A 21,886-nucleotide genomic window follows, 5' to 3' on the forward strand; every position below is an offset into this window, starting at 1 on the left:
AACTCATTCATCGCACACCCGTAATGGATCGATTCAGAGAGAGCGCCACCATGAACAACAAGAAACTGCGTATCGCTGCCCTCGCCGGTGACGGCATCGGCCTGGAAGTGCTGCCCGAAGGGGTACGTGTGGTGCAGGCCGCTGCCGCGCGGCACGGGCTGGACCTGGAGTTCGAATACTTCGAATGGGCCAGCTGCGATTACTACCTGAAGCACGGCAAGATGATGCCGGACGACTGGTTCGAACAGCTCGAAGGCTTTGACTCGATCTTCTTCGGCGCCGTCGGCTGGCCGGAAAAGGTGCCGGATCACATCTCACTGTGGGGCTCGCTGCTCAAGTTTCGTCGCGAATTCGACCAGTACGCGAATATCCGTCCGGTGCGGCTGTTTCCAGGAGTGCCCTGCCCGCTGGCCCATCGTAAACCGGGCGACATCGACTTTGTCGTGGTCCGGGAAAACACCGAAGGTGAATACTCGTCGCTGGGCGGGATCATGTTCGAAAATACCGACAACGAATTCGTGTTGCAGGAATCGGTGTTCACCCGTCGCGGCGTCGACCGCATTCTCAAATTCGCCTTCGAGATGGCCAGCAAACGCGAGCGCAAGCACGTTACCTCGGCGACCAAATCCAACGGCATGGCCATCAGCATGCCGTATTGGGACAAGCGCACCGAAGCGATGGCCAGCCAGTACCCCGGCATCAGTTGGGACAAGCAACACATCGACATTCTCTGTGCACGTTTCGTGCTGCAACCCGAGCGCTTCGACGTGGTGGTGGCGTCCAACCTGTTCGGCGACATCCTCAGCGACCTCGGCCCGGCCTGCGCAGGCACCATCGGCATCGCGCCTTCAGCCAATCTCAACCCCGAGCGTCACTTCCCGTCGCTGTTCGAACCGGTTCACGGCTCGGCCCCGGACATCTTCGGCCAGAACATCGCCAACCCGATCGCCATGATCTGGTCGGGTGCGCTCATGCTCGAATTCCTCGGCCGGGGCGATCAACGCTTCACCGCGGCCCATGACGAAATCATCACCGCCATCGAGCAAGTGATCGCCAACGGCGACGTCACGCCGGATCTGGGCGGCACGCTTTCGACTCAACGAGTCGGTGCGGCGATTGCCGAGCGGGTTTGTGCAGGCCGTTAAACGCTCGCTGGCTCGTTGCGCTGTTCCAGCAACTCGACGAAGCGAGTCAGGCTGCGTGACACCGTGCCGCGGCGCCAGATCAGCCAGGTCTGCAGGTAGCGAAACTTCTCGGACAGCGGCCAGATACTGACCGTGGCGCAGCCGGGCATGCTTTCCAGCATGCTGCGCGGCATCAGCGCCAGCCCGGCACCGGCGCTGACGCAGGCGAGCATGCCGTGGTAGGACTCCATTTCATGGATCTTGCCCGGCACTGCCGCATCATCGGTGAACCAGCGTTCAAAGTGATGGCGGTACGAGCAGTTGGCACGAAACGCATAGATACTCTCTCCGCTGACATCCCGCCCGCGCTTGACCGGCGCATGATTGAGCGGCGCGATGATGACCATTTCCTCTTCGAAGACCGGCACGCCATCAAGCGATGGATGCTGCACTGGCCCGTCGACGAACGCAGCGACCAGTCGACCGGCCAGCACGCCGTCGATCATGGTTCCGGACGGGCCTGTGGACAGGTCCAGCTCGACCTTGGCGTTCTGCTGGTTGTAGGCGGCCAGCAGCGCAGGAATCCTGACTGCAGCCGTGCTTTCCAGCGAGCCCAGTGCAAAAGGCCCCTGTGGCTCCTCACCGGAAACGGCGGAACGCGCTTCCTGCACCAGATCCAGGATGCGTCGCGTGTAGTCGAGAAAATTCCAGCCTGCGGGAGACAGACGCAAGCGGTGCTTCTCGCGAATGAACAGGTCGACGCCCAGATCCTGCTCCAGTTGCTTGATGCGCGTGGTCAGGTTCGAGGGCACCCGGTGGATGTGCTGCGCGGCGGCGCTGATGCTGCCGTGTTCAGCCACCGCCTTGAAGATCTCCAACTGAACCAGATCCATATCATTCTCCAAACATGAACGTTACGCTCATTATTATTCAGTTTTACAAAGCATTGCACGCCTATATTCTGGCCCCACTTCCACCTCAACAGGATGGCGCAATGACTACTGTCACCAGCAACACCCATGCAATCTCGATCAACCCTGCCACCGGCGAGCAGATCGGCCACTATGCCTTCGAATCCGCCGCCGCGCTGGATCAAAGCCTGTCGCGCGCGGCGGCCGGTTTTGCCGGCTGGAAACGCACTTCGATTCAGCAACGTGCGCAACTGATCATCGCCATGGGTCAGGCCCTGCGTGATGACGTCGACAACATTGCACGCATGATCAGTCAGGAAATGGGCAAGCCCGTCGCTCAGGCCCGAGGCGAGGTCGAAAAATGCGCGCAGCTGTGCGACTGGTACGCGGCACAAGGCCCGGCGATGCTGGTGGCCGAAGCAACTCAGGTCGAGAATGACAAGGCGCGGATCGAGTACCGTCCGCTGGGCCCGATTCTCGCAGTGATGCCATGGAATTTCCCGATCTGGCAAGTGCTGCGCGGCGCGATTCCGACCCTGCTGGCCGGCAATACTTACGTGCTCAAGCACGCGCCCAACGTAATGGGCTGCGCTTACCTGATGCTCGACGCGTTCAAGCGTGCCGGTTTTCCGGAGGGTGTGTTCGAGGTCATCAACGTGACCCCGGAAGGCGTTTCAAGCGCCATTGCCGACCCGCGCATCGCAGCCGTCACCCTGACCGGCAGCGTGCGTGCTGGCCAGGCCATCGGTGCCCAGGCCGGTGCGGCTCTGAAGAAGTGCGTGCTGGAACTGGGCGGTTCCGACCCGTTCATCGTGCTCAATGACGCGGACCTGGATCAGGCGGTGAAGGCGGCGGTGATTGGCCGCTTCCAGAACACCGGGCAGGTCTGTGCAGCGGCCAAGCGCCTGATCATCGAGCAAGGCGTGGTCGAGGAGTTCACCCGCAGGTTCGTCGAGCAAACGCGTCAACTGGTGACAGGCGATCCTCTTTCCAGCGAAACCTACATTGGCCCCATGGCGCGCTTCGATCTGCGCGACGAGCTGGATGCCCAAGTGCAGGACACGCTCGCCGAAGGCGCCACGCTGTTGCTGGGCGGCAAAAAGGCTGAAGGCCAGGGCAATTATTATCAGCCGACCGTGCTCGGTAACGTCACCGATAAGATGACTTCGTTCCGGCAGGAGTTGTTCGGCCCGGTAGCGTCGATCATCACCGCCAGAGACGCGCAGCACGCGCTGGAGCTGGCCAATGACAGTGACTTCGGCCTGACCGCGACGGTTTATACGCGCGACCTGCAGCTGGCCGAGCGCATGACCGAGGAACTGGAAACCGGCGGTGTGTTCATCAATGGCTACAGCGCTTCAGACCCGCGCGTGACCTTCGGCGGCGTGAAGAAAAGCGGCTTTGGCCGTGAGCTGTCGCACTTCGGTGTACGCGAATTCTGCAATGCGCAAACCGTGTGGCGGGATCGTCACTGAGGGTTCAGCAGGTACACAGCCGTTACGGGAGTGACCGGGGCGGCCATCTGCGTTGCTCGCGAAGGCCGCTGAATGTCTGCTGATCAGTCAGTCCGCCTTCGCGAGCAAGCTCGCTCCCACGGAGGCGGTGTGTGCTTGCTCATGAAAAGGCTGGTGCAGCCGCTGACTATTTGCGGAGCAGTCAGTCCGCATTCGCGAGCAAGCTTGCTCCCACGGGAACGATGAGTGTGCTTGTGTGGGAGTGAGCTTGCTCACGAAGAGGCCTTTACGGCCAGTGGAGATCGTCAGGGCCAGACATCGCGATCATTCCTCGCCCGTTTCCACCACCGCAGGCTCACCAATCGTGTAGAAATGCCCGCCCGCGACGTAATGCAGGCTGCGCCATTTCGGGTCGGCCTTTTCGAATTCCCAGTGTCCGTCGTTGAACACACGGGTATCGGCCCAGGCACCCACCACTTCACCAATGAACAGGTCATAGGTCTGTTGATTGTGCGGCTCGGGAATGACCTTGCAGATCAGCCACGCCGAGCAGCCTGCGACCAGCGGCGAGTCGTGGCCGTCGATGCGGAACAGGTCCACATTGGCCTTGTCCAGCTTGTCCGGGGTAAAGACCTTGCTCTGGGTGCCGACGTCGAAGGTCATCTGCAATTGATCCAGATTGGGCACCTGCAGGGCAAAGTAGCCACTCTTCTCAACCAGCTCGCGGGTCTTGGTCATCTTGTCGATGACCAGCGTCACTTTCGGCGGCGAAAAGTCCAGTGCACAGGCCCAGGCCGCAGCCATGACGTTATGCGTGCCCTCGTGGCTGGAGGAGACCAGCACGGTCGGGCCGTGGTTGAGCAAACGGTAGGCTTTTTCCAGATCGACAGGACGAATATGATTGTCCACTTGAAACCCTCGAAAACATGATTCGTGCCGCTACCGGCAAGGCAGCGAAATAAGGCATTGTGCGTGCATCAGCAGAACTGCAGGCTGCGACGGGCAAGCCGCGGGCGCCCTCTCCTTTCACCCACTCATAAGGTTTCGGATTGAGCAGCATAGACAGCCAGATCCCAGAAGTGTTCGCCCTGGTCCTTGCAGCGGGGCGCAGCAGACGCTTTGCCGGTGACAAACGGCAGGCGCTTCTGCCTTGCGGGCGGACCCTGCTCACGGCAAGCCTGGAAAACGCGCAAAACGCATTCGGCAAAACGGCGGTGGTAGTGCGCCCTGATGACCAGGCGGATGCGCTGGGGATTGCCTCGAACGTCACGATCATCCGCAGCGAACAGGCCGAACTGGGAATGGGCCACAGCCTGGCGAGCGCCGTTGCGGCAGTGATGGACTCCTTTGCCGATGCGGTTGCCATTGTTCTCGCGGACATGCCCTGGATACAGCCGCAGACCCTGCATGACCTGGCCAGAATGGCCGATTCCCAGCGCATCGTCCTGCCCATGCACAAGGGCCAGCGCGGCCACCCGGTGATTATTGGCCGCCGGTTCTGGCCAGCGCTGCTCAAGCTGGAAGGCGATCAGGGCGCGAAAGCCCTGATCATCGATAACCCCGAGGCATGTGACGTACTGCACTGCGATGACCTTGGCATCCTGCGTGACGCCGACACCCCGTCAGCGCTGGCAGAAGCCTGCCGGCAACACCTTACACCTCGGCACGACTGACACCGTTGGCCACCCGCAGGATATCGGCCATTACCGCAATGGCGATCTCGGAAGGGGTCTTGCTGCCCAGGTTCAGGCCGATGGGCGCGTGAATCCGGTCCAGGACCTGAGCGTCCAGCCCGCCAATCCGCCCCAGACGCTCCAGACGTTTGCTGCTGGTGCGCATCGAACCCATCGCGCCTATGTAAAACGCCTCGGTACGGACCGCCTCAAGCATGCTCAGATCGTCCAGCTTCGGATCATGCGTCAGAGCAAGAACGGCCGTCGAACTGTGGCAGCCGCCCTCGGCAATGAACACCGCAGGCAGCACGCCACGCACCTCGACACCCGGCATCGAGAACCCGGAAGTGACCTCGACACGAGGGTCACAAACGATCACCTCATACCCCATCGCAACGGCAAAACTGGCGCAGAACTCCGCCACCGGCGACAGTCCGGCGAGCAGCACGCGATACACCGCACCCATGCGGATGCTGATCCGCTCACCGTCGACCTGTACGCGTGACTCGCCCATCGTCGCAGGCCCGATCTCCCTCTGCACGCCGCCCAGTTGCACCTGCCTGCTGACCAGCTCGCGACCGGCCAGCGCCTGCTCGATGGCCGCCAGATGAGCATCGGCTTCAGGGCCGGGTGCAATGAACTCGATCAACACATCCAGCACACCACCGCACGGCAAGGCCCGCGTCGGCGCGAAGCCGCCGTCGCCGTAACGAACCACCTGATTGACCGGCTCGAACTGGCTGGCAGCAACGCGCTCGAGAAAATCCTCTTCCACGCAGCCACCTGACAGAGAGCCGCGATGCTCGCCGCTGCCCAGCGCCACCAGCATCGCCCCCGGCCCGCGCGGGGCCGAGCCGAATGTGGAAAGAACCGTACACAGCCAGACGGCCTTGCCGCCGGCCAGCCAGTCGCGCGCCTGTTGTACAACCTGCAAATCAAGTTGTTTCATGACTACAACCCTGCCATCAGTTTTTCCTTGCTGATCGGCAGGCTGCGTACCCGTTTGCCCGTCGCGTGATACACCGCATTGGCCACTGCCGCCGCCAGCCCGGTCACACCAATCTCGCCGATACCACGTGCGCCGAATTCACCCAGGTTGTAATCCGGATAATCGAGCAGCAGGACGTCGATGTCCGGCTGATCCGCATGCACCGGCACAACGTACTCGGCATAGTTGTTATTGACCGGCATGCCGCTGCGCGGATCGTATTCACCGGCCTCGAACAAGGCCATACCGATGCCCATCACAATTGCGCCTTCCACCTGATTGCGTGCTGCCAGCGGGTTGACCACTTTGCCCACGTCAATGGCACTGACCACCCGCGAGACGCGCAGGCTGGAAATGCCCGGATCCCAGCGCACCTCGACAAAATGCACACCGAACGAGCGGAACGAGTACTTGCCCGCTTCAGGCATGCCGCTCTGGAAAGTGCCCTCGGCACGCGACAGGCGCTGACCGTTCAGCACATCGACGAAGCTCGCACGCTGCTCACCCATGACCAGTTGACCGTTCTCGACCTTGATCGATTCGGCGTCCTGTCCGGCGAACACTGCATCCTTGCTGACGGCGTACTGGCGCAGCTTCTGCAACGCTTCGCGGGTGGCACCGGCAATCGCCGGCATGACGCTGGCGGTGACCCAAGAGCCGCCGGATACCGGGCCTGCCGGGAACGACGAACTGCCCAGTTCCACCTCGACGCGCTCCATGGGAATGCCGGTCAACTGGCTGACGGTCTGCGCGACGATGGTGTAAGTGCCGGTGCCGATGTCCTGCAAGCCGCACTGAGCCAGGGCCGTGCCATCGGAACGCAGAATGACCCGCGCATCGGTAGGCACCTGATAGGCTTCCCAATTGCAGGCGCCCATGCCGTAACCAATGATTTCATCGCCTTCGCGCATCGAACCGACTTCAGCCTTGCGCGCCTGCCAGCCAAACCGTTCGGCGGCCTTGTCGATGGCTTCAGGCAAGTGATTACTGGACCACGGCAGGCCCGCGCTCTGATCCTTGTCAGAGAGGTTCAGCTTGCGGAATGCCAGAGGGTCCATGCCACTGGCCAGGGCCATTTCATCAATGGCCGACTCCAGTGCAAACAGGCCCGGGGCCGCGCCCGGCGCGCGCATGGAGGTCGGCGTGCCGCGGTTGATGGGGCTGATCTTGTGGCTGACCAGCACGTTATCGCAGGCATACAGGCTTTTGGTCACGCCACCGCAGTTTTCGGTGTAGTCATCGAGCATCGAGGTGTTGTTGAACGACTCGTGACGAATCGATACCAGCTTGCCGCTCGCATCGGTGGCCAGACGCAGGCGCTGGCGAGTTTCCGGGCGGTGCCCCACCGTGGTGAACATCTGCGCACGCGGCAGCACTAGCTGCACCGGTCGCCCGGTGACTTTCGCAGCGGCGCACGCTGCGACCGAATGCGGCCACGGCCACAGCTTGCCGCCAAAGCCCGAGCCTATGAAGGGCGCGCGTACTTCCACCCGGTCGGGGGAAAGGTCAAAGACGTTGGCCAGCAGGTTGCGGTGGTTGACCACGCCCTGGGTGCTTTCATAGACAAACAGCTTGCCGTCCTGCCACCACGCAGTGCTGGCGTGCATTTCCATCGGGTTGTGCACTTCGACCGGCGTGGTGTAGGTCTGATCGACTTTCACTTTTGCACCGTCGAAGGCGCTGTCCGGATTACCCCGATTGTGCCCTGCGCCGCCATCGCGGGCGCCGTTGACGCGCATACCTTCGTCAAGGTCCTTGACCGCTGGACGCTCGTCATAATCAACCGTCACGCGATAGGCCGCCGCCCTCGCCTGCTCGAAGCTTTCGGCCACCACCAGAGCGACAAACTGGCCAGGGTAATAGACCCGGTCATCCTCGAACGGCAGGCGATGCTCGTCGGCCTTGCTGGCCGAAAGCATCTTGGCGAAGCTCAGCTTGGTGTTCGGAGTACGGTGCAACGAGGGGAAGTTGTCGTGGTGAAAGATATCGACCACGCCAGGCATCGCCTTGGCCTGCTGATCCTTTATCGCCACCACGCGCCCGTTGGCGATGGTGCTGTAGACGCCATAGGCGTAAAGCATCTTGCCCATCGGATGGTCCGCGGCATAGCGCGCCTGACCACTGACTTTCTTGCCGCCGTCGATACGACGCTGCGGCACACCAATGATGTTTTCACTCATGAGAAATTCCTAGGCCGTGAGGTCACGAAGGTTGCGGACGATGACCTGCTGTCCCAGCGGGATCTTGAAGGCGTTGTGTTCATAGCCCCGCGAGCCCTTCATCGCTAACGCTGCGACCTGCGCAAAGGTATCCAGGTCGGCACGCTGACCGATCAGCGCACGTTCGGCGTCCAGGGCACGCCACGGCTTGGTGCCCACGCCGCCCAGTGCAATGCGCGCATCGGTAATGCGCTTGCCGTCCATCACTAGAATCACGGCGCTGGACGCCAGGGCGAACTGGTACGAAGTACGGTCGCGCAGCTTCAGATAAGACGAGCGGCTGCCTGACAGCGGGGCGTCGAGTGTCACATGGGTAATGAGCTCATGGGGCGCCAGCGCGTGTTCGCGCTCTGGCGTATCACCAGGCAGCAAATGAAAGTCAGCGAACGGGATATCCCGCGAGCCATTGGCGCCCTGAACGGTAACCTGCCCGCCGATGGCCGCCATGCCGACACACATGTCTGACGGATGCGTGGCAATGCAGTGCTCGCTGGTGCCCAGCACTGCGTGCACACTTCGGTTCATCCCGCCGATGGCTGCACACCCGGAGCCCGGCTGGCGCTTGTTACAGGCTGAAATACCATCGCGAAAATACGGGCAGCGCACACGCTGCATGAGATTGCCGGCGGTGGTCGCCTTGTTGCGCAATTGAGTCGACGCACCGGCAAGGATCGCTTCGGACAGAACCGGGTAGCGCTGCTGCACCAGCGGGTGGCTCGCCAGGTCGGTATTGCTGACCAGCGCGCCGATGCGCAGACGGCCATCCGGCAGCGACTCGACCTGCTTCAACGCCAGATGGTTGATGTCCACCAGCTGCTGCGGTTGCATCACGTCGAGCTTGACCAGATCCAGCAGCGTGGTGCCACCAGCCAGATAGAAGCGTTGCCCCTCACCGGACGCTGTGCTGAAAGCCTGCGCGGGCGAAGCGGCACGAGCGTAGTCGAAAGTTCGCATCAGGCGGCACCTCCCATTTTCGAGCGCGCGGATTGCACGGCAGACAGAATGTTCTTGTAAGCGCCGCAACGGCAGATATTGCCGCTCATGGCTTCTCTGACGCTGGCGTCGTCGGACGGAATGTTCGGGTCCTTGAGAATCGCGACCGCGCTCATGATCTGTCCGGAGGTGCAATAACCACACTGGTAGGCGTCGTGTTCCCAGAACGCTTCCTGTACCGGGTGCAGCTTGCCGTCCTCTGCCAGCCCTTCGATGGTGGTAATGCTGTCGCCCTGATGCTGAACGGTGATCGACAGACAGGAGTTGATCGCCAGGCCGTTGACCAGCAGCGTGCAGGCGCCGCACTGGCCGTGGTCACAGCCCTTCTTGGTGCCGGTCAGTTGCAGGCGGTCACGCAGCACATCGAGCAGAACGGCATTGGCCGGCACGTTCAGGGTATGAACCTGGCCATTGACCTTCAACTGGATGCGCTGCTCACCCGCTGCGGGCGCGTCACTGTCTTCGACCACGGGGGCCGCAGGTTCCAAAGGCGCCGCCTGCAGCAGGCCGTCGGAGGGGATCCAGGTAGACAGCGTGGCCGCAGCAATGCCGGAGGCACCGAACTTCAGAAAGTTTCGGCGTGAGGGCTGCACGGCGCTGCTGTCGACAGCAGTTTCCTTGTGCTTCTTGGGTTCGGTCATCAGGATCACTCGGTAATAGCCGGCGCTGCTGTAAAGCGCCGGGCGTTATGGTGTGGTCAGCGGCCCGCGCGTACTCCTGCTCACTGACGTGCTGCCTTTATTTTCAGGGGGTAATCAAAGCCAAAACGCTATCACCCGTTATAAGTGTTTAACTGGTCTGCGCTTCTAAAGTTCCAACTGTTTGACGGACGTCTGTATCCGAACATTGCGACCACACGCATGGCAGCCGTATACGGACCCTAACAGGAGGTCGAAGCGCTGATTAGTCAGGCAGATCCACACGCTGTTATGAGCCTGGCTCATGAATGCCAACGGCCGCATGAGCGCACTTTTCGGGGAGAGTTTCAGATCGAGTGAGGGCCATGTCCGCCTGACGGCTAAAGACCCAGGCGAAAAAGCCGATACAGATAGGCAGTGGAAGGCTGTGAAGTGTCTAAATCAACGCATTCATAGCCAATTTGATGATGGCACCTCGCAACCGGGGGGGCACATTATGCGAAAATACCGCGTCTTTGCCGGTATGCCACCGAGAGTGTGTCGCAGCACGCGTACATAAAATTGCGCGTCGAGCGTGCCTCCATTCTCCGATGCGGCGTCTCAGACTCCGTGAACAGGCTGACCAGGTGTGTCTTCGCAAGTCGCTCAGGGGCAAGACCCTCGGGCATCGCAGCGCACCAACAGAGCAAATGTCACTCATGACGCTGAATCCAATGATGATAAGAAGTCAGCGCAGCAGGACATAAATTGAGGTCTCGAGCGGTATTATATTGGCCTTGTATGTCCACCTCTAGTCCCTGTGGGTGCGAGTGTTTGTCGCAGGCTTCAATGCATGTGACGAGCCGTTTCCCAGGAGTAGTCGGCGGATGGCGTTTATCAGATGGATGACAGAATGTTTAAAAAAGTGAACACGGCCCTCCTGGGTCTGGCCATTTCCATGGGCCTGATGCCCGTGCAGGCGGCTGAAACCAAGAAAGTCGACGTACTGCTCGTCGGCGGCGGCATCATGAGTGCCACCCTCGCCGTCTGGCTCAACGAGCTGGAGCCGAGCTGGTCGATGGAAATGGTCGAGCGTCTCGACGGCGTCGCCGAAGAAAGCTCCAACGGCTGGAACAACGCCGGTACAGGTCACTCGGCCCTCGCCGAACTGAACTACACCCCTGAAGACAAGAACGGCAACGTCGACATCTCCAAGGCCATCGAGATCAACGAAGCGTTCCAGATCTCCCGTCAGTTCTGGTCCTGGCAGGTCAAGACCGGCGTCCTGAAAGACCCGCGCTCGTTCATCAACTCCACGCCGCACATGAGCTTCGTGTGGGGCGACAACAACATCCAGTTCCTGCGCAAGCGTTACGCAGCATTGCAAGCCAGCCCGTTGTTCAGCGGCATGCAGTACTCCGAAGACCACGAGCAGATCAAGAAGTGGGTCCCGTTGATGATGGAAGGTCGTGACCCGGCGCAGAAGCTGGCCGTGACCTGGAGCCCGATCGGCACCGACGTCAACTTCGGCGAGATCACCCGCCAGTTCGTCGCCAATCTGAAAGCCAAGCAGAATTTCAATCTGCAGTTGTCGAGCGAAGTCGAAGACATCAATCACAACGACGACGGCACCTGGCGCGTCAAGTACAAGAACCTGAAAGACGGTACTGTCACCGAGACCGACACCAAGTTCCTGTTCATCGGTGCCGGCGGTGCGGCCCTGCATCTGCTGCAGGAATCCGGTATTCCTGAAGCCAAGGAATACGGCGGCTTCCCGGTCGGCGGTTCGTGGCTTGTCACTGACAACCAGACCCTGGCCATGCAGCATATGGGCAAGGCCTACGGTATCGCGTCGACTGGCGCGCCACCCATGTCGGTTCCGCACCTGGACACCCGTGTTCTGGATGGCAAGCGCGTGATCCTGTTTGGCCCATTCGCAACCTTCTCGACCAAGTTCCTGAAAAACGGTTCCTATTTCGACCTGCTGACCAGCACCACCACGCATAACGTGTGGCCAATGACTCGCGTCGGTATCGAACAGTACCCGCTGATCGAATACCTCGCCGGTCAGGTGATGATGTCTGACGACGATCGCTTCGCTGCCCTGCAGCAGTACTTCCCGAACGCCAAGAAAGAAGACTGGCGCCTGATGCAAGCCGGTCAGCGCGTACAGATCATCAAGCGTGACGAAGAGAAAGGCGGCGTCCTGAAGCTGGGTACCGAAATCGTTGCTTCCAAGGACGGCAGCATTGCCGGCCTGCTGGGTGCTTCGCCAGGTGCCTCGACTGCAGCGCCGATCATGCTGGGCGTGCTTGAGAAAGTCTTCAAGGACAAGGTAGCGACTCCGGAATGGCAGGCAAAACTGCACCAGATCGTGCCTAGCTACGGCACCAAGCTGAACAACAATCCGGACCGTGTTGCCGAGGAATGGGCTTACACATCCGAAGTTCTGCAGCTGACACCGCCACCACCGGTGAACAAGACAGGTAATGCTCCAACACCTGCACCTGCTGCCCAGCCAGCGAAAAGCAATCCAGCCAGTGACATGGCGCTCTAAGGCTTTCACAGCTTGAGCAAAGCCCCGCCAGACCTTGTCTGGCGGGGCTTTTTTTTTCACGCCGTTGCGCGGGCAATCCCTGCCCACACGAAAACAGGTCGAACTCTTCGCGTCGTTCGTTCCTCCAACCAGAACGACACACACCGAGGAACTGCAATGAGCACGCATACCGACAAGCCTTCCAGCCACACGCCTGAACAGTCCGCGCCGACGACAGACCAGTCCGGCAAGCCGGTCGATGTGGTGCACAAGGACATTGCACAGGAGAATCCCGCCACCGAAGGCGTGGATAAGGTCATCACCCCGACTTCCATCAAGGAAAAAGAGCAGGATGCCGAAACGCTTCGTGCTAAAAACCGTGAGCTTGAGCGCAAGCTGAATGGCCAGGGCTGATTGCCCAAGCGGGCCTGTAGCAACCCAGTATTTGCCGATAATTCGCTAAAAAACGGCAGGCAGGGCCTAAAAGGCCCACACCTGCCAACTTGCAGGCATTTCCCCGCCATCGTCAGTTAAAGCTACGCGTCCAACGGGCACCTGTTATGGTGACCCACTTCCTTCCATCTCTGGCTTGTATCAGCAGAGCGCGTCATCCAGGTCTCCACGCCGCACTTTCGCGGCAACCCCGCATTTTCTTGCGCTGTCCATCCGGGCCGCTGGCCGCCCAAATTCCCGCTGCGGCCGACAAAAAACATCTGAATCGCGTTCAGCCTCGAACGACTGCACTTCGTATCAAGCAGCGGCTGGCTGTTCCCGGTTGAAAAACCCTATGGAAGGAAACAGGCGGTTGCAACCACCGTAAAAGTTGGCCTGCGCTTGATACACCGCAACATCGAGCGAGAACTCAAAGGCCAGGCCGACATTCAGCTCGCCCTCACAGGGATCATCTGGTCAATGCTGATTCCCTGGCCAGACAAACCGGAAAGCCACTTATGAGCTCAGAATCGGAAGACCAGACCTCGCTCCCCAAAGTATTGTTGGTAGAAGACGAGACCATGCTCGCCATGTTGATGGAGATGATGCTCGATGACCTGGGTTTCGCGACCGCCTACCACGCAAGCACGCTGAACGAAGGCATTGAATATGCGCGTAACGGCGAGTACGACCTGGCCATCCTGGATATCAACATTATCGGCGGAGACTCGTTCCCGATAGCCGCTGCTATTGCCGATCGCGGCATACCCTTCATGTTTTGCTCGGGGTACGGGCGGCTGGGGATACCTGACGCGTGGCTCGACCGGCGATGCGTCGCCAAACCGTTCAGTGCCGAGCAACTGAGCCAGGCTTTGAGTGAGCTGTTTGAGACCTGACTCGCTACGTCGATCGGCGTCAGAAAGCAGGCCGGGGCGCTCCGGCCTGACCACTCCGATTATGAAGCGATGGTGGTTTCTTCCGGCCCCGGCCACTCGCTGTCCGGCACGTCCATGAGGGTGCCGTTCTTGACTCCATCGATCTCGTACTGGGTCAGGTAGTCCCTGAGGTGATCGGAAAACCGGTCGACACGGGTCTCCTGTTTGCCCTCCTCGATCATACCGGGAATCAGCAGCGCCACAGCGCCCACCCCGGCGGCGGCCAGTCCCAAAGTGCCGGCCAGCAACGGCAAGGCGCGCACCACACTGCCCGTTAACTGCAGGACGCCTGCTGCGCCCTCTGCCGCTGATGCCAGACCAGCCATCGCGCCCAGGGACCCGGCCGTGATGCTCATACCGCCGGCGACCAGCTCGCCTCTCCTGATCGATTTCACACCGTCAAAGATGCCATAGGCCCCTGCGGCCACTCCGGCCAGGCCACCCAGCCCTTTGGCAGCGTTTTCCAGTTTCGACAGGTTGGTGGTTATTTCCTTGTAGATGTCAGGCTCGAGCATATCCTTGATGTCCTTGAACATCGTGGTGACATTCTTGACGCCGCCCTCGGTCAGCAAGGTAGCGCTTTGCACCGAACCTGTGGTGATGTCGACGATCTGCCGATCAGTCAGCGCCCCCGCGCCATTTGCCCCCTTGGCGATGGTGATGCCGGCCATGAACAGACCGCTGACACCATGTAGGACTCCGGCACCGGAAGCAGCCTTGATCGAAGAGTTGTCACTGAACAGGCCCAGTTCGGAAATGGACTTGGTGCCCTGACGCAACAGATCCCAATTCCCTCGGAATACGCCCAGAATCTGGTCGGACGTGGCCGGCTTGCCGTCGGCATTGGTCAGCAACTCGGGGTTGCTTTCACTGATCTGGTCGATCAGCGACCTGACTTTCGCTTCGTCCAGTGTATCGCCGCCATCCTTGCCAAAAGCCTTCTTCAGATCCTCGAAACTGGCGTCCTTGAAGACGTTGTTCTGGGCAATGGCGGTGTAGTTTTCAGTCAGCTTGTCGTCGTATTTCCCTGTGAACTCAGGGTTCAGCGCAGCGTTATACATCGCCACTTCCATGCTGAACTGGCTGGTTGCCACTTCGAAGCTTTCAGTCTTCAACAACTCGTTGAGTCGCTCGCCCGAGACCAGCGTTTTCTCGTAGAACGATTCGAAATCCTTATTGTGCGCCGACTGTTGCACGGCCTTTTGAATTTCACCCGGATCACTCAAACCCAGAGATTCCTGAACGCTTTGAGCCGAGCTGTAGAACCGGGCCAGAGCCGTCTGCTGATCGGTCTTGCCGTCCTTGGTGTTGGCGTCCCACAGCTTGTCGAGGGCCTTGCCGGTCTTGATGTCATTGTCGTAAGTGCCTTGCAAGGCGCTTTTCAGCGCGTCGCTGCCCTCCAGCACCTTGCTCAATTCGCTGGTCGCATTGTCGTTGTAGAACGTGACCACCTCGGGGTCCTTTTCGAGCAACGAGATATGCTCGTTGACGTCATCGAGCAGCTTTTGCGGATCGGGATGACTGCCTACGTTGTTGGCAATCTGCACCTGAGACTTGTCGTCCTTCCACATGCCCGCACCGCTGCCCTCGACAATCAGGCTCTGGGCCGCCTTGAGTTCCTGCAGGACTGCGGCCTTCTGCTCTGCGGTGTAGTTCTGCGGATGCTCGAACACATCCTTGTCGAGCGCGTCGGTGTTGACCTTGTTGAGCAGCGTGCCCACGGCACCGACGTCTTTTGGCGCGCTATTCTTGAGGAAAGCCTGAATGTCACCGCGGCTGGCCTTGCCATCGGTGCCTTGCTCGAGCGGGCTTTTGGCATTATCGAGCAGCGCAAAGGCGCCGGGTTGCGACCAGAAGTCCAGCGCCTCCCTGACCTCCTTGTCGAGCTGCGGATGCGTGTCCCGGTAGGTCGCCAGCGCCTCGGCGGTCAGGTCCGCAGAACCGGTCTTGCCCTTGATCGCGTCATGGTTCTCGTCGAGGATTGCCGCGTAGCGGGCGATTTGCTTCGAGGCCTCATCCGCATCGGGGCTGGCTTTCAGAAAGTCTTTGTAACTGCTGATGTCTTCGGTCTTTTTCAGCGCCGGCAGTGCATCGAAGCCCAGTTTGCCGAAGTCCTGCAAGCGTCCAGCCTCGGTGCCATGCTTCGCTTCGGCGCCTTTTGTGAAGCCGTCGACTCGACTGTTGAACGCATCCCCGCCAGACTGAATCTCACCCTTCTCGTTGTACATCGTCACCCGGTCGAGCACCTGAACCGCGCGAAAGGCAGCATTGGCGTCCTTTTCGAAATCTCCGACGCGTTCCTTGAGCATGTCCTTGACGCCGCTCTGATTGCCGAGATCCCTGAGCAACGGATTGGCGTCGATGATCTCTTGTGCCGAGCGCGTGTCGTCCTTGGGCAGCTCCCACAGAAAGCCCAGTTTTTCGGCCTGTTCGCGGGCCTGGGTGTTGTCGCCAGCCGCCGAAATATTGCTCAATTGACCCGAGAGGCTGGAGAAACCGTGCTTGCCAAAATCCTACAGACGACCGGCTTCGGTGCCGTTACGGGCTTCGCCGCTTTTGGTGAAACCATTGATCCTGCCGTTGGCCACGTCACTGCCGACAATTCGTCCTCCACTGCTATCGAACTGTTCGATATGGGCCAGCACCTGAGTCGCTCGATAGGCTGCATCTGCGTCGGTATCGAAGTCGCCGACCTGCTCTTTGAGCATGTCCCTGACGTCACTCTGATTGCCCAGGTTTTTGAGCAAAGGGTCACCGTCGACGATACTTCTGGCGTCCCTTTCATCGCCCTTCGGCCGCTCCCACTGAATCCCGAGCTGCTCGGCCTGTTCGCGAACCGCAGGGTCATCGGCTGGCGATCTGATTTCGTGCAGTTTGCCCTTGAGGCTCGAGAAACCGTCCTTGCCGAAATCCTTCAGACGACCGGCCTCCGTGCCGTGCCGGGCATCGCTGCTGCTGGTGTAGCCGTCGATACGATTGTTACCGATGTCCTTGCCGGCCAGACGGTCACCGTTGGCGTCGAAGGTTTCAATGTGTTCGAGCAATTGCACGGCTCGAAACGCGGCACTTGAGTCCTTGGTGTAGTCACCGACCTGAGCAATCAGGTTTTCCCTGGCTTCCCCCCGGTCACCTCGCCCGCCGAGGTTTTTCAGCAGCGGGCTATCGTCGATGATCTGCTGAGCGGAGCGTTTGTCATCGGCAGGCAGTTGCCACTCGATACCCACCTCACGTGATTGCTGTACCGCCTGTTCCCAGGCTTTGGCATCGGTAGGATCGGTGGGTTTTTCAGTGCTGATCTTGCTAACAGTCGTCATTGTTATTTCCTTCCATTGGCCACCCGACATTCCATGGCGTTACAACGCCGCTCGTGCAGGCAGCGCGCGCCGCTACGGATTGGTCTGGTGCGAGACGGGCCTTTGCAGGCAGAGGCACGGAGCCTGGATAACTGTCAGGCGTCCGCTATCAATTACGATTAGAAAGACTTTGCATTACGCCGCGCAACTTGCCGTACACCAGACGACCGGATACGGCGCAGGAAAGAGGCGAACTTATCGTGCGCGGCTCAGCGTCTGAAGTAACAGGGCATCTTCGATTGCCGCACCGCTGGCCGTGTTATCGAATATGCACCATGTTTCGACGCCCTCTTCCACCGACGCCAGCGCCTGCCGACCCAGAAACTCCAGCCGTTGAGGGCCGTAGGCACTGTGGTAAATCTTCGGTGAGCCGTGCAGCCGCCAGTAGCGGGCGCCTGGCCATCCGCCAGGAACATGGCCCGCGCTGATCGGCGAAGGATCGGCTGCGACTCGTGCAATACGCTGATCGACCAGAAGTGCCTCGGCCTGGCACCAGGATTCATGACGCGGCTCAAGAACAAGTGTGCCGCTGTAACGACTGCGCAGCACTTTAAAAAAGCGTTCTGCGACATCCGGAATATAGTCAAGAGAAGGCGGTAGTTGAATAAGCAGGCAACCCAGTTTTTCACCCAGCTCACTGCACTGGGAAAGAAACACATCCAGTAACACTTCAGTATCCTGCAACCGTTGATCATGAGTAATCAGTTTGGGGATCTTTACCGAAAAGCGAAAATCGTCAGGCACCGACTGTGCCCAGCGCCTGTAAGTCTGCGGACGGTGTGTCCTGTAGAACGAACTATTGATTTCAACGGTGTTGAAGCGTGACGAATAACGTTGCAAATGAGTTCCGGCAGCGGAAAATTCAGCACAGTGCTCGCGCCCCAGACTCCAGCCCGCACAGCCTGTACGCAATAATAACGGGGTGTTCAATACAGCACCTTGCCGGCTTCACGCATGAATATCTCCACAGTCTTGGGGCCAATGCCGTTGAAGGCTGCCAGACGTTTCTCGAAGTCTGCGCGGTCTTCGCTCGCCTCGTGGAGATTGCCGATCGTGCCCGCGTAGTCAGCGTTGAGCCCGGCACACAGCGCCAGCAGTCTATCGGCCGTGGACTCGTCATAGCGCACGTAACGCGCTTCGCCGAGCATGCTGACCACCTCGCGATGGGTGCATTGGCCCAGTTTGCGCGGCGTGTCGCGGTCATGCTTTTCGATGATGACCCGGTACGCCTCACAGGCGATGGCCGACTGAATTCGCTTGCCCATCAGAAAACTTGCAATGAGCCACTTGAACAAGGCTTTTTCCCGGTCCTTGTCAAAGTCGATATGCAACTCTGCAGCATTGACGGTTCGATTCATGAGGTTCTCTGCAAGTGGACATACCGGTCGCATTAGTTCTGCAACCGTCATCTAAACGACCGTTCGGGCAAATGGCGTGTTGACAAAAAATCGTTACAAGTCGACCAACGGTAAACGGAGTGGCGGCTAACTGATGTCAATTAACGTGGGCGCGATTTGTGCATCGATCTCATAACAGTCATCTCATGTCACTAGACTTTCCGCTTTCCGGGCAGTCAACGCGTTAAATCAGGCATGCGGTCAGGCATTGGTGCACACCCGGTAACACGGAGTGTCCGCTCAGTTACAACTGATCTGCCGGAGGTCAACGGACGCTGGCAGATAAACGGAACACTCATCACCACACGGACACAGATCGGGACCTTCATGCTCCTGCACGGTGCGGCGGCGCAGTTATTACTTCTGACACAGGTCTAAGCATGGATTTCGAAGCAAGCGGCCAGAACGAAATGGCCATTCAGGAAACAGGTGAGGCGTCGCGCAGCAACGAGGCCATTCACTTTGGCCCGTTCACCCTGCTTCCACGCGAATATTTGCTGCTCAAGGATTCACAGCCGGTGCCACTGGGCAGCCGCGCAATGGCATTGCTGGTCGCTTTTGCCACTCGGCCAGGCGAACTGCTGGAGAAAGCCGAACTGCTGGCACTGGCACGGCCAAGAGCGGTGGTCGAAGAATGCAACCTGCGTGCGCAAATCGTTGCCCTGCGCAGGGCACTGGATGCCGACGAGAATTACATTGTCACTGTGCCGGGCCGTGGCTACCGATTCGTCGCGCCGGTCAGTGTGCAGCAGGCGGTCCGCCACGAACCTGCGCCAGCGGACACACTCGCCAGCGTAAGCGTGCCGGTAATCAACCGTCAGGTGCTTGGGCGTGACGAACTGATAGAGCAACTGTCGGAACTGACACTCTCCCGGCGTCTGTTGACCCTGAGCGGCCCGGGCGGCGTCGGCAAAACGACCGTTGCGCAGGCACTGGCTGACAGTCTGGCCGCGCAATCGGGCCTCAGCACCGCGTTCGTCGACCTGACGCCGGTCAACGGCACGCAACCGATATTGGGCAGAATCGCCTCCGCACTGGGGCTTAGCGCCGAAAACGAACAACCGTTGCACGACATACCGCCATCGCTGGTCGGTCGCCCGCAATTGCTGGTGCTCGATAACTGCGAGCATGTGCTCGACGAAACCGCCGCTGCCGTCGAAGCGTTGCTGGCCAATGCACCGCTATGCTGCATCGTGGTGACCAGTCGCGAACCGCTGCGTGCGCAGGGCGAATGGGTGCATGAACTCGGCCCGCTGCAAGTGCCTGATGAGCACGAAGTGCTCACTGCCGCGCAGGCCATGGGCTATTCCGGGGTGGCGCTCTTCGTGACCCGTGCCAGAGAGCAGGACCCCGAGTTTGCCTTCAATGACGGTGACGCCGGAACGGTCGCCGCCATCTGCCGCAAACTCGACGGTAATCCACTGGCCATCGAACTGGCTGCTGCACGCGCCAGGACCTTCGGTATTCATGACCTGGTCGGCCTACTGGACGGCAGTTTTCGACTGCAGATGACCGGCCTTCGCACCGCCTTGCCACGCCAGCGCTCGCTGAGTGCCAAGCTGGACTGGACCTACGGAATGCTCACCGGGCACGAGCAGGCGTTGCTGCGCCAGCTGTCGATATTCAACGGTTCATTCACCATTGACGGGGTCATGGCGATCGTCAACATCGGTTTGCCGGACGTGCGGATGACATTGCCGATGCTCGAAAGCCTGCTGGAAAAATCGCTGCTCGGCCCCTTCGATCACAGCCAGGGCAAGCGCTTCAGGCTGCTGGAAACGACACGTCTCTACGCCCACGAAAAACTGGTGCAGTTCGATGATGTACCACGCCTGTGCCGCGCTCACGCTCAATGGGCACTGACCCTTCTGGAACAAGGCAAACAGGATCTCGAACAAATGCCCCAGGAGCTCTGGACCCAGCGTTACGGTATAGAGATCGACACCATTCGAGCGGCCCTCACCTGGGCGTTCTCGGCCGAGGGCGACCGCCAGCTGGGGGTCGAACTGACGCTGTGCAGTTCGCCATTGTGGCTGCGGCTGTCGCTGGTGCGCGAATATCAGGACTGGGTAAACCACGGCCTGCCCCGGCAGGTGGAAGAGGCACACATGGATCGTCGGCAGCGCATGCGTCTGCTGACCATGTCCGGCAGCATTCTGATGCTGACCTACGGTGCGGGACAGAAAATGCGCGAAGTCTGGCAGCAGGTCGGTGAAGATGCCGAAGCGCTGGACGACTCCGAATACCGCCTGCGGGCGCTGTGGGGCAAGTGGAACGACCACACCTGCAGCAACAAGCATCTGCAGGGTACGCAGGTCGCCTCGCAATTTCTGGCACTGGGCAAGGATTACCGCATTGCTGACTGCCAGTTGCTGGGCAGACGCATGCGCGCCACCAGCGCGTTCTATATGGGCGATATGAAGACGGCGCGTCAGGCCATCGAAGAAGCACTTGGCGCCCCGCGCTCGCCGTCCTCACACATTATCGACATGCACTTCGACCAGCGTATTGCAGCGCAGTCGCTGCGGGCCCAGGTTCAGTTGCTGATCGGCAATACCGGCCAGGCGATGGTCGCCCTGGAAACCAATGTGCAACAGGCTATTGCACTGAGTCATCCTGCAACCTTGTGGTACACGCTGGCGATCAGTGCGATCCCGGCGACGCTGATTGCCGGTACGCTGCACAAGACGCGGCATTTCCTCAAGCTGCTCAAACAGAGCAGCGAACGTCAGCCCCTGCATGTCTGGCGCCAGCTGACCAGTTGCTATGAAAGCATTCTGGCGATTCGCGAAGGCGATGCCGCAACGGGTGTGCCGCTATTAGGAGAAGCCCTGCAGCAGTTGCGCAACCATGTGGAAACGCCGCTGCATGCGATGCTGCACACCGAGTACGCATCAGGTCTGGCGGCACTCAGACTCGAACCTCTGGCACTGGAAATTCTCGATGAGCTTCATATCGGCGCGGTAGAAAATCATGACCGCTGGTATTTGCCGGAGATCATGCGGGTCAAGGCCCAACTGATGCTCGACCAGCCGCATGACTACTCGCTTGAGGATGTACGCATGATGCTTGCTCAGGCACTGGACACGGCACGTGAGGACGGTACGCATTTCTGGGCATGGCGCATCAACACCGACCTCAACCGTCTGAAGGTGGTGCGCGGCACACCGGCAACCCGCTACAGTCCGATGGTGCACTGAATACACGAGGCTTGCCCCGGAGGTCAGCGTTGGCCTGTAGTTTCAAGCCGGGCA

Annotated in this window: 15 protein-coding genes and 1 pseudogene; 7 read left to right on the forward strand and 9 right to left on the reverse strand. The window is 60.0% G+C overall.

Annotated elements, in window-relative coordinates:
• Positions 1 to 50 precede the first annotated feature (50 nt).
• The gene (locus tag PCPL58_RS16535; protein WP_065351069.1) at positions 51 to 1,145 is read left to right on the forward strand and encodes a tartrate dehydrogenase; all 1,095 of its coding nucleotides are present in this window, start codon (positions 51 to 53) and stop codon (positions 1,143 to 1,145) included.
• Here PCPL58_RS16535 and ptrR read toward each other — a convergent pair.
• Entirely contained in the window at positions 1,142 to 2,017 is an 876-nt protein-coding gene (gene ptrR / locus PCPL58_RS16540; protein ID WP_058416160.1) for a putrescine utilization regulator PtrR, read from the reverse strand. The genes PCPL58_RS16535 and ptrR overlap by 4 nt on opposite strands.
• A gap of 101 nt (positions 2,018 to 2,118) precedes the next feature.
• Here ptrR and PCPL58_RS16545 point away from each other — a divergent pair, with 101 nt between their 5' ends.
• Positions 2,119 to 3,510 (forward strand): aldehyde dehydrogenase family protein, encoded by a 1,392-nt coding sequence (locus tag PCPL58_RS16545; RefSeq protein ID WP_065349941.1) that lies wholly within the window; start codon positions 2,119 to 2,121, stop codon positions 3,508 to 3,510.
• Between the two features lie 303 nt (positions 3,511 to 3,813).
• Here PCPL58_RS16545 and PCPL58_RS16550 read toward each other — a convergent pair whose 3' ends face one another.
• Positions 3,814 to 4,398, reverse strand: a complete 585-nt coding sequence (locus tag PCPL58_RS16550) for a flavin reductase family protein (RefSeq protein WP_003369242.1) — start codon at positions 4,396 to 4,398, stop codon at positions 3,814 to 3,816.
• A 140-nt stretch (positions 4,399 to 4,538) separates the two neighbouring features.
• Here PCPL58_RS16550 and PCPL58_RS16555 point away from each other — a divergent pair, with 140 nt between their 5' ends.
• Positions 4,539 to 5,162 carry a nucleotidyltransferase family protein gene (locus PCPL58_RS16555; RefSeq protein ID WP_065349942.1) on the forward strand — a complete coding sequence of 208 codons (624 nt, stop codon included), beginning with the start codon at positions 4,539 to 4,541 and terminating at the stop codon, positions 5,160 to 5,162.
• Here the strand turns inward: PCPL58_RS16555 and PCPL58_RS16560 are convergent.
• Genes PCPL58_RS16560 through PCPL58_RS16575 form a run of 4 tightly spaced genes read right to left on the reverse strand, consistent with a single transcriptional unit; the run spans position 5,143 to position 10,003 of the window.
• Positions 5,143 to 6,111 carry an XdhC family protein gene (locus PCPL58_RS16560; RefSeq protein WP_003434200.1) on the reverse strand — a complete coding sequence of 323 codons (969 nt, stop codon included), beginning with the start codon at positions 6,109 to 6,111 and terminating at the stop codon, positions 5,143 to 5,145. The two genes, PCPL58_RS16555 and PCPL58_RS16560, sit on opposite strands and share 20 nt — an antisense overlap.
• 2 nt (positions 6,112 to 6,113) lie before the next feature.
• Positions 6,114 to 8,330, reverse strand: coding sequence for a xanthine dehydrogenase family protein molybdopterin-binding subunit (locus tag PCPL58_RS16565; RefSeq protein ID WP_058397001.1), 2,217 nt, complete (start codon positions 8,328 to 8,330; stop codon positions 6,114 to 6,116).
• A gap of 9 nt (positions 8,331 to 8,339) precedes the next feature.
• Positions 8,340 to 9,323 (reverse strand): FAD binding domain-containing protein, encoded by a 984-nt coding sequence (locus tag PCPL58_RS16570; protein ID WP_003434207.1) that lies wholly within the window; start codon positions 9,321 to 9,323, stop codon positions 8,340 to 8,342.
• The gene (locus tag PCPL58_RS16575) at positions 9,323 to 10,003 is read right to left on the reverse strand and encodes a (2Fe-2S)-binding protein (RefSeq protein ID WP_065349943.1); all 681 of its coding nucleotides are present in this window, start codon (positions 10,001 to 10,003) and stop codon (positions 9,323 to 9,325) included. The genes PCPL58_RS16570 and PCPL58_RS16575 overlap by 1 nt, the downstream gene beginning before the upstream one ends.
• A gap of 889 nt (positions 10,004 to 10,892) precedes the next feature.
• Here PCPL58_RS16575 and mqo point away from each other — a divergent pair.
• The 3 genes from mqo (at position 10,893) to PCPL58_RS16590 (ending at position 13,843) form a co-directional block, all read left to right on the forward strand.
• The gene (mqo, locus tag PCPL58_RS16580) at positions 10,893 to 12,536 is read left to right on the forward strand and encodes a malate dehydrogenase (quinone) (protein WP_044309634.1); all 1,644 of its coding nucleotides are present in this window, start codon (positions 10,893 to 10,895) and stop codon (positions 12,534 to 12,536) included.
• Between the two features lie 156 nt (positions 12,537 to 12,692).
• Positions 12,693 to 12,929, forward strand: coding sequence for a hypothetical protein (locus tag PCPL58_RS16585; protein WP_065349944.1), 237 nt, complete (start codon positions 12,693 to 12,695; stop codon positions 12,927 to 12,929).
• Positions 12,930 to 13,465: 536 nt separating this feature from the next.
• Positions 13,466 to 13,843 (forward strand): response regulator, encoded by a 378-nt coding sequence (locus PCPL58_RS16590; RefSeq protein WP_065349945.1) that lies wholly within the window; start codon positions 13,466 to 13,468, stop codon positions 13,841 to 13,843.
• Positions 13,844 to 13,902: 59 nt separating this feature from the next.
• On the opposite strand, the pseudogene PCPL58_RS16595 reads toward PCPL58_RS16590, so the two are convergent.
• The 3 genes and pseudogenes from PCPL58_RS16595 to PCPL58_RS16610 form a co-directional block, all read right to left on the reverse strand.
• A pseudogene (locus PCPL58_RS16595) lies at positions 13,903 to 17,196 on the reverse strand (type III effector HrpK domain-containing protein).
• Positions 17,197 to 17,430: 234 nt separating this feature from the next.
• Positions 17,431 to 18,165 (reverse strand): DUF72 domain-containing protein, encoded by a 735-nt coding sequence (locus PCPL58_RS16605; RefSeq protein ID WP_065349947.1) that lies wholly within the window; start codon positions 18,163 to 18,165, stop codon positions 17,431 to 17,433.
• Positions 18,162 to 18,593: a hypothetical protein gene (locus PCPL58_RS16610; RefSeq protein ID WP_044309602.1), complete on the reverse strand. Its 432-nt coding sequence runs from the start codon at positions 18,591 to 18,593 to the stop codon at positions 18,162 to 18,164. The genes PCPL58_RS16605 and PCPL58_RS16610 overlap by 4 nt, the downstream gene beginning before the upstream one ends.
• A 419-nt stretch (positions 18,594 to 19,012) precedes the next feature.
• On the opposite strand from PCPL58_RS16610, the gene PCPL58_RS16615 reads away from it, so the two are divergent.
• Positions 19,013 to 21,832: an ATP-binding protein gene (locus PCPL58_RS16615; protein ID WP_065349948.1), complete on the forward strand. Its 2,820-nt coding sequence runs from the start codon at positions 19,013 to 19,015 to the stop codon at positions 21,830 to 21,832.
• The last annotated feature ends 54 nt before the right edge of the window (positions 21,833 to 21,886 follow it).

The sequence above is a fragment of the Pseudomonas cerasi genome (assembly GCF_900074915.1).
Taxonomy (GTDB): Bacteria; Pseudomonadota; Gammaproteobacteria; order Pseudomonadales; family Pseudomonadaceae; genus Aquipseudomonas; species Aquipseudomonas cerasi.

Excerpts from the sequence above, each read along its gene's own strand:
- PCPL58_RS16560 (WP_003434200.1), bottom strand. The coding sequence starts at position 6,111 with ATGAAACAACTTGATTTGCAGGTTGTACAACAGGCGCGCGACTGGCTG.
- PCPL58_RS16570 (WP_003434207.1), bottom strand. The coding sequence starts at position 9,323 with ATGCGAACTTTCGACTACGCTCGTGCCGCTTCGCCCGCGCAGGCTTTC.
- PCPL58_RS16545 (WP_065349941.1), top strand. The coding sequence starts at position 2,119 with ATGACTACTGTCACCAGCAACACCCATGCAATCTCGATCAACCCTGCC.
- PCPL58_RS16610 (WP_044309602.1), bottom strand. The coding sequence starts at position 18,593 with ATGAATCGAACCGTCAATGCTGCAGAGTTGCATATCGACTTTGACAAG.
- PCPL58_RS16585 (WP_065349944.1), top strand. The coding sequence starts at position 12,693 with ATGAGCACGCATACCGACAAGCCTTCCAGCCACACGCCTGAACAGTCC.
- mqo (WP_044309634.1), top strand. The coding sequence starts at position 10,893 with ATGTTTAAAAAAGTGAACACGGCCCTCCTGGGTCTGGCCATTTCCATG.
- PCPL58_RS16575 (WP_065349943.1), bottom strand. The coding sequence starts at position 10,003 with ATGACCGAACCCAAGAAGCACAAGGAAACTGCTGTCGACAGCAGCGCC.
- PCPL58_RS16565 (WP_058397001.1), bottom strand. The coding sequence starts at position 8,330 with ATGAGTGAAAACATCATTGGTGTGCCGCAGCGTCGTATCGACGGCGGC.
- PCPL58_RS16615 (WP_065349948.1), top strand. The coding sequence starts at position 19,013 with ATGGATTTCGAAGCAAGCGGCCAGAACGAAATGGCCATTCAGGAAACA.
- PCPL58_RS16590 (WP_065349945.1), top strand. The coding sequence starts at position 13,466 with ATGAGCTCAGAATCGGAAGACCAGACCTCGCTCCCCAAAGTATTGTTG.
- PCPL58_RS16535 (WP_065351069.1), top strand. The coding sequence starts at position 51 with ATGAACAACAAGAAACTGCGTATCGCTGCCCTCGCCGGTGACGGCATC.
- ptrR (WP_058416160.1), bottom strand. The coding sequence starts at position 2,017 with ATGGATCTGGTTCAGTTGGAGATCTTCAAGGCGGTGGCTGAACACGGC.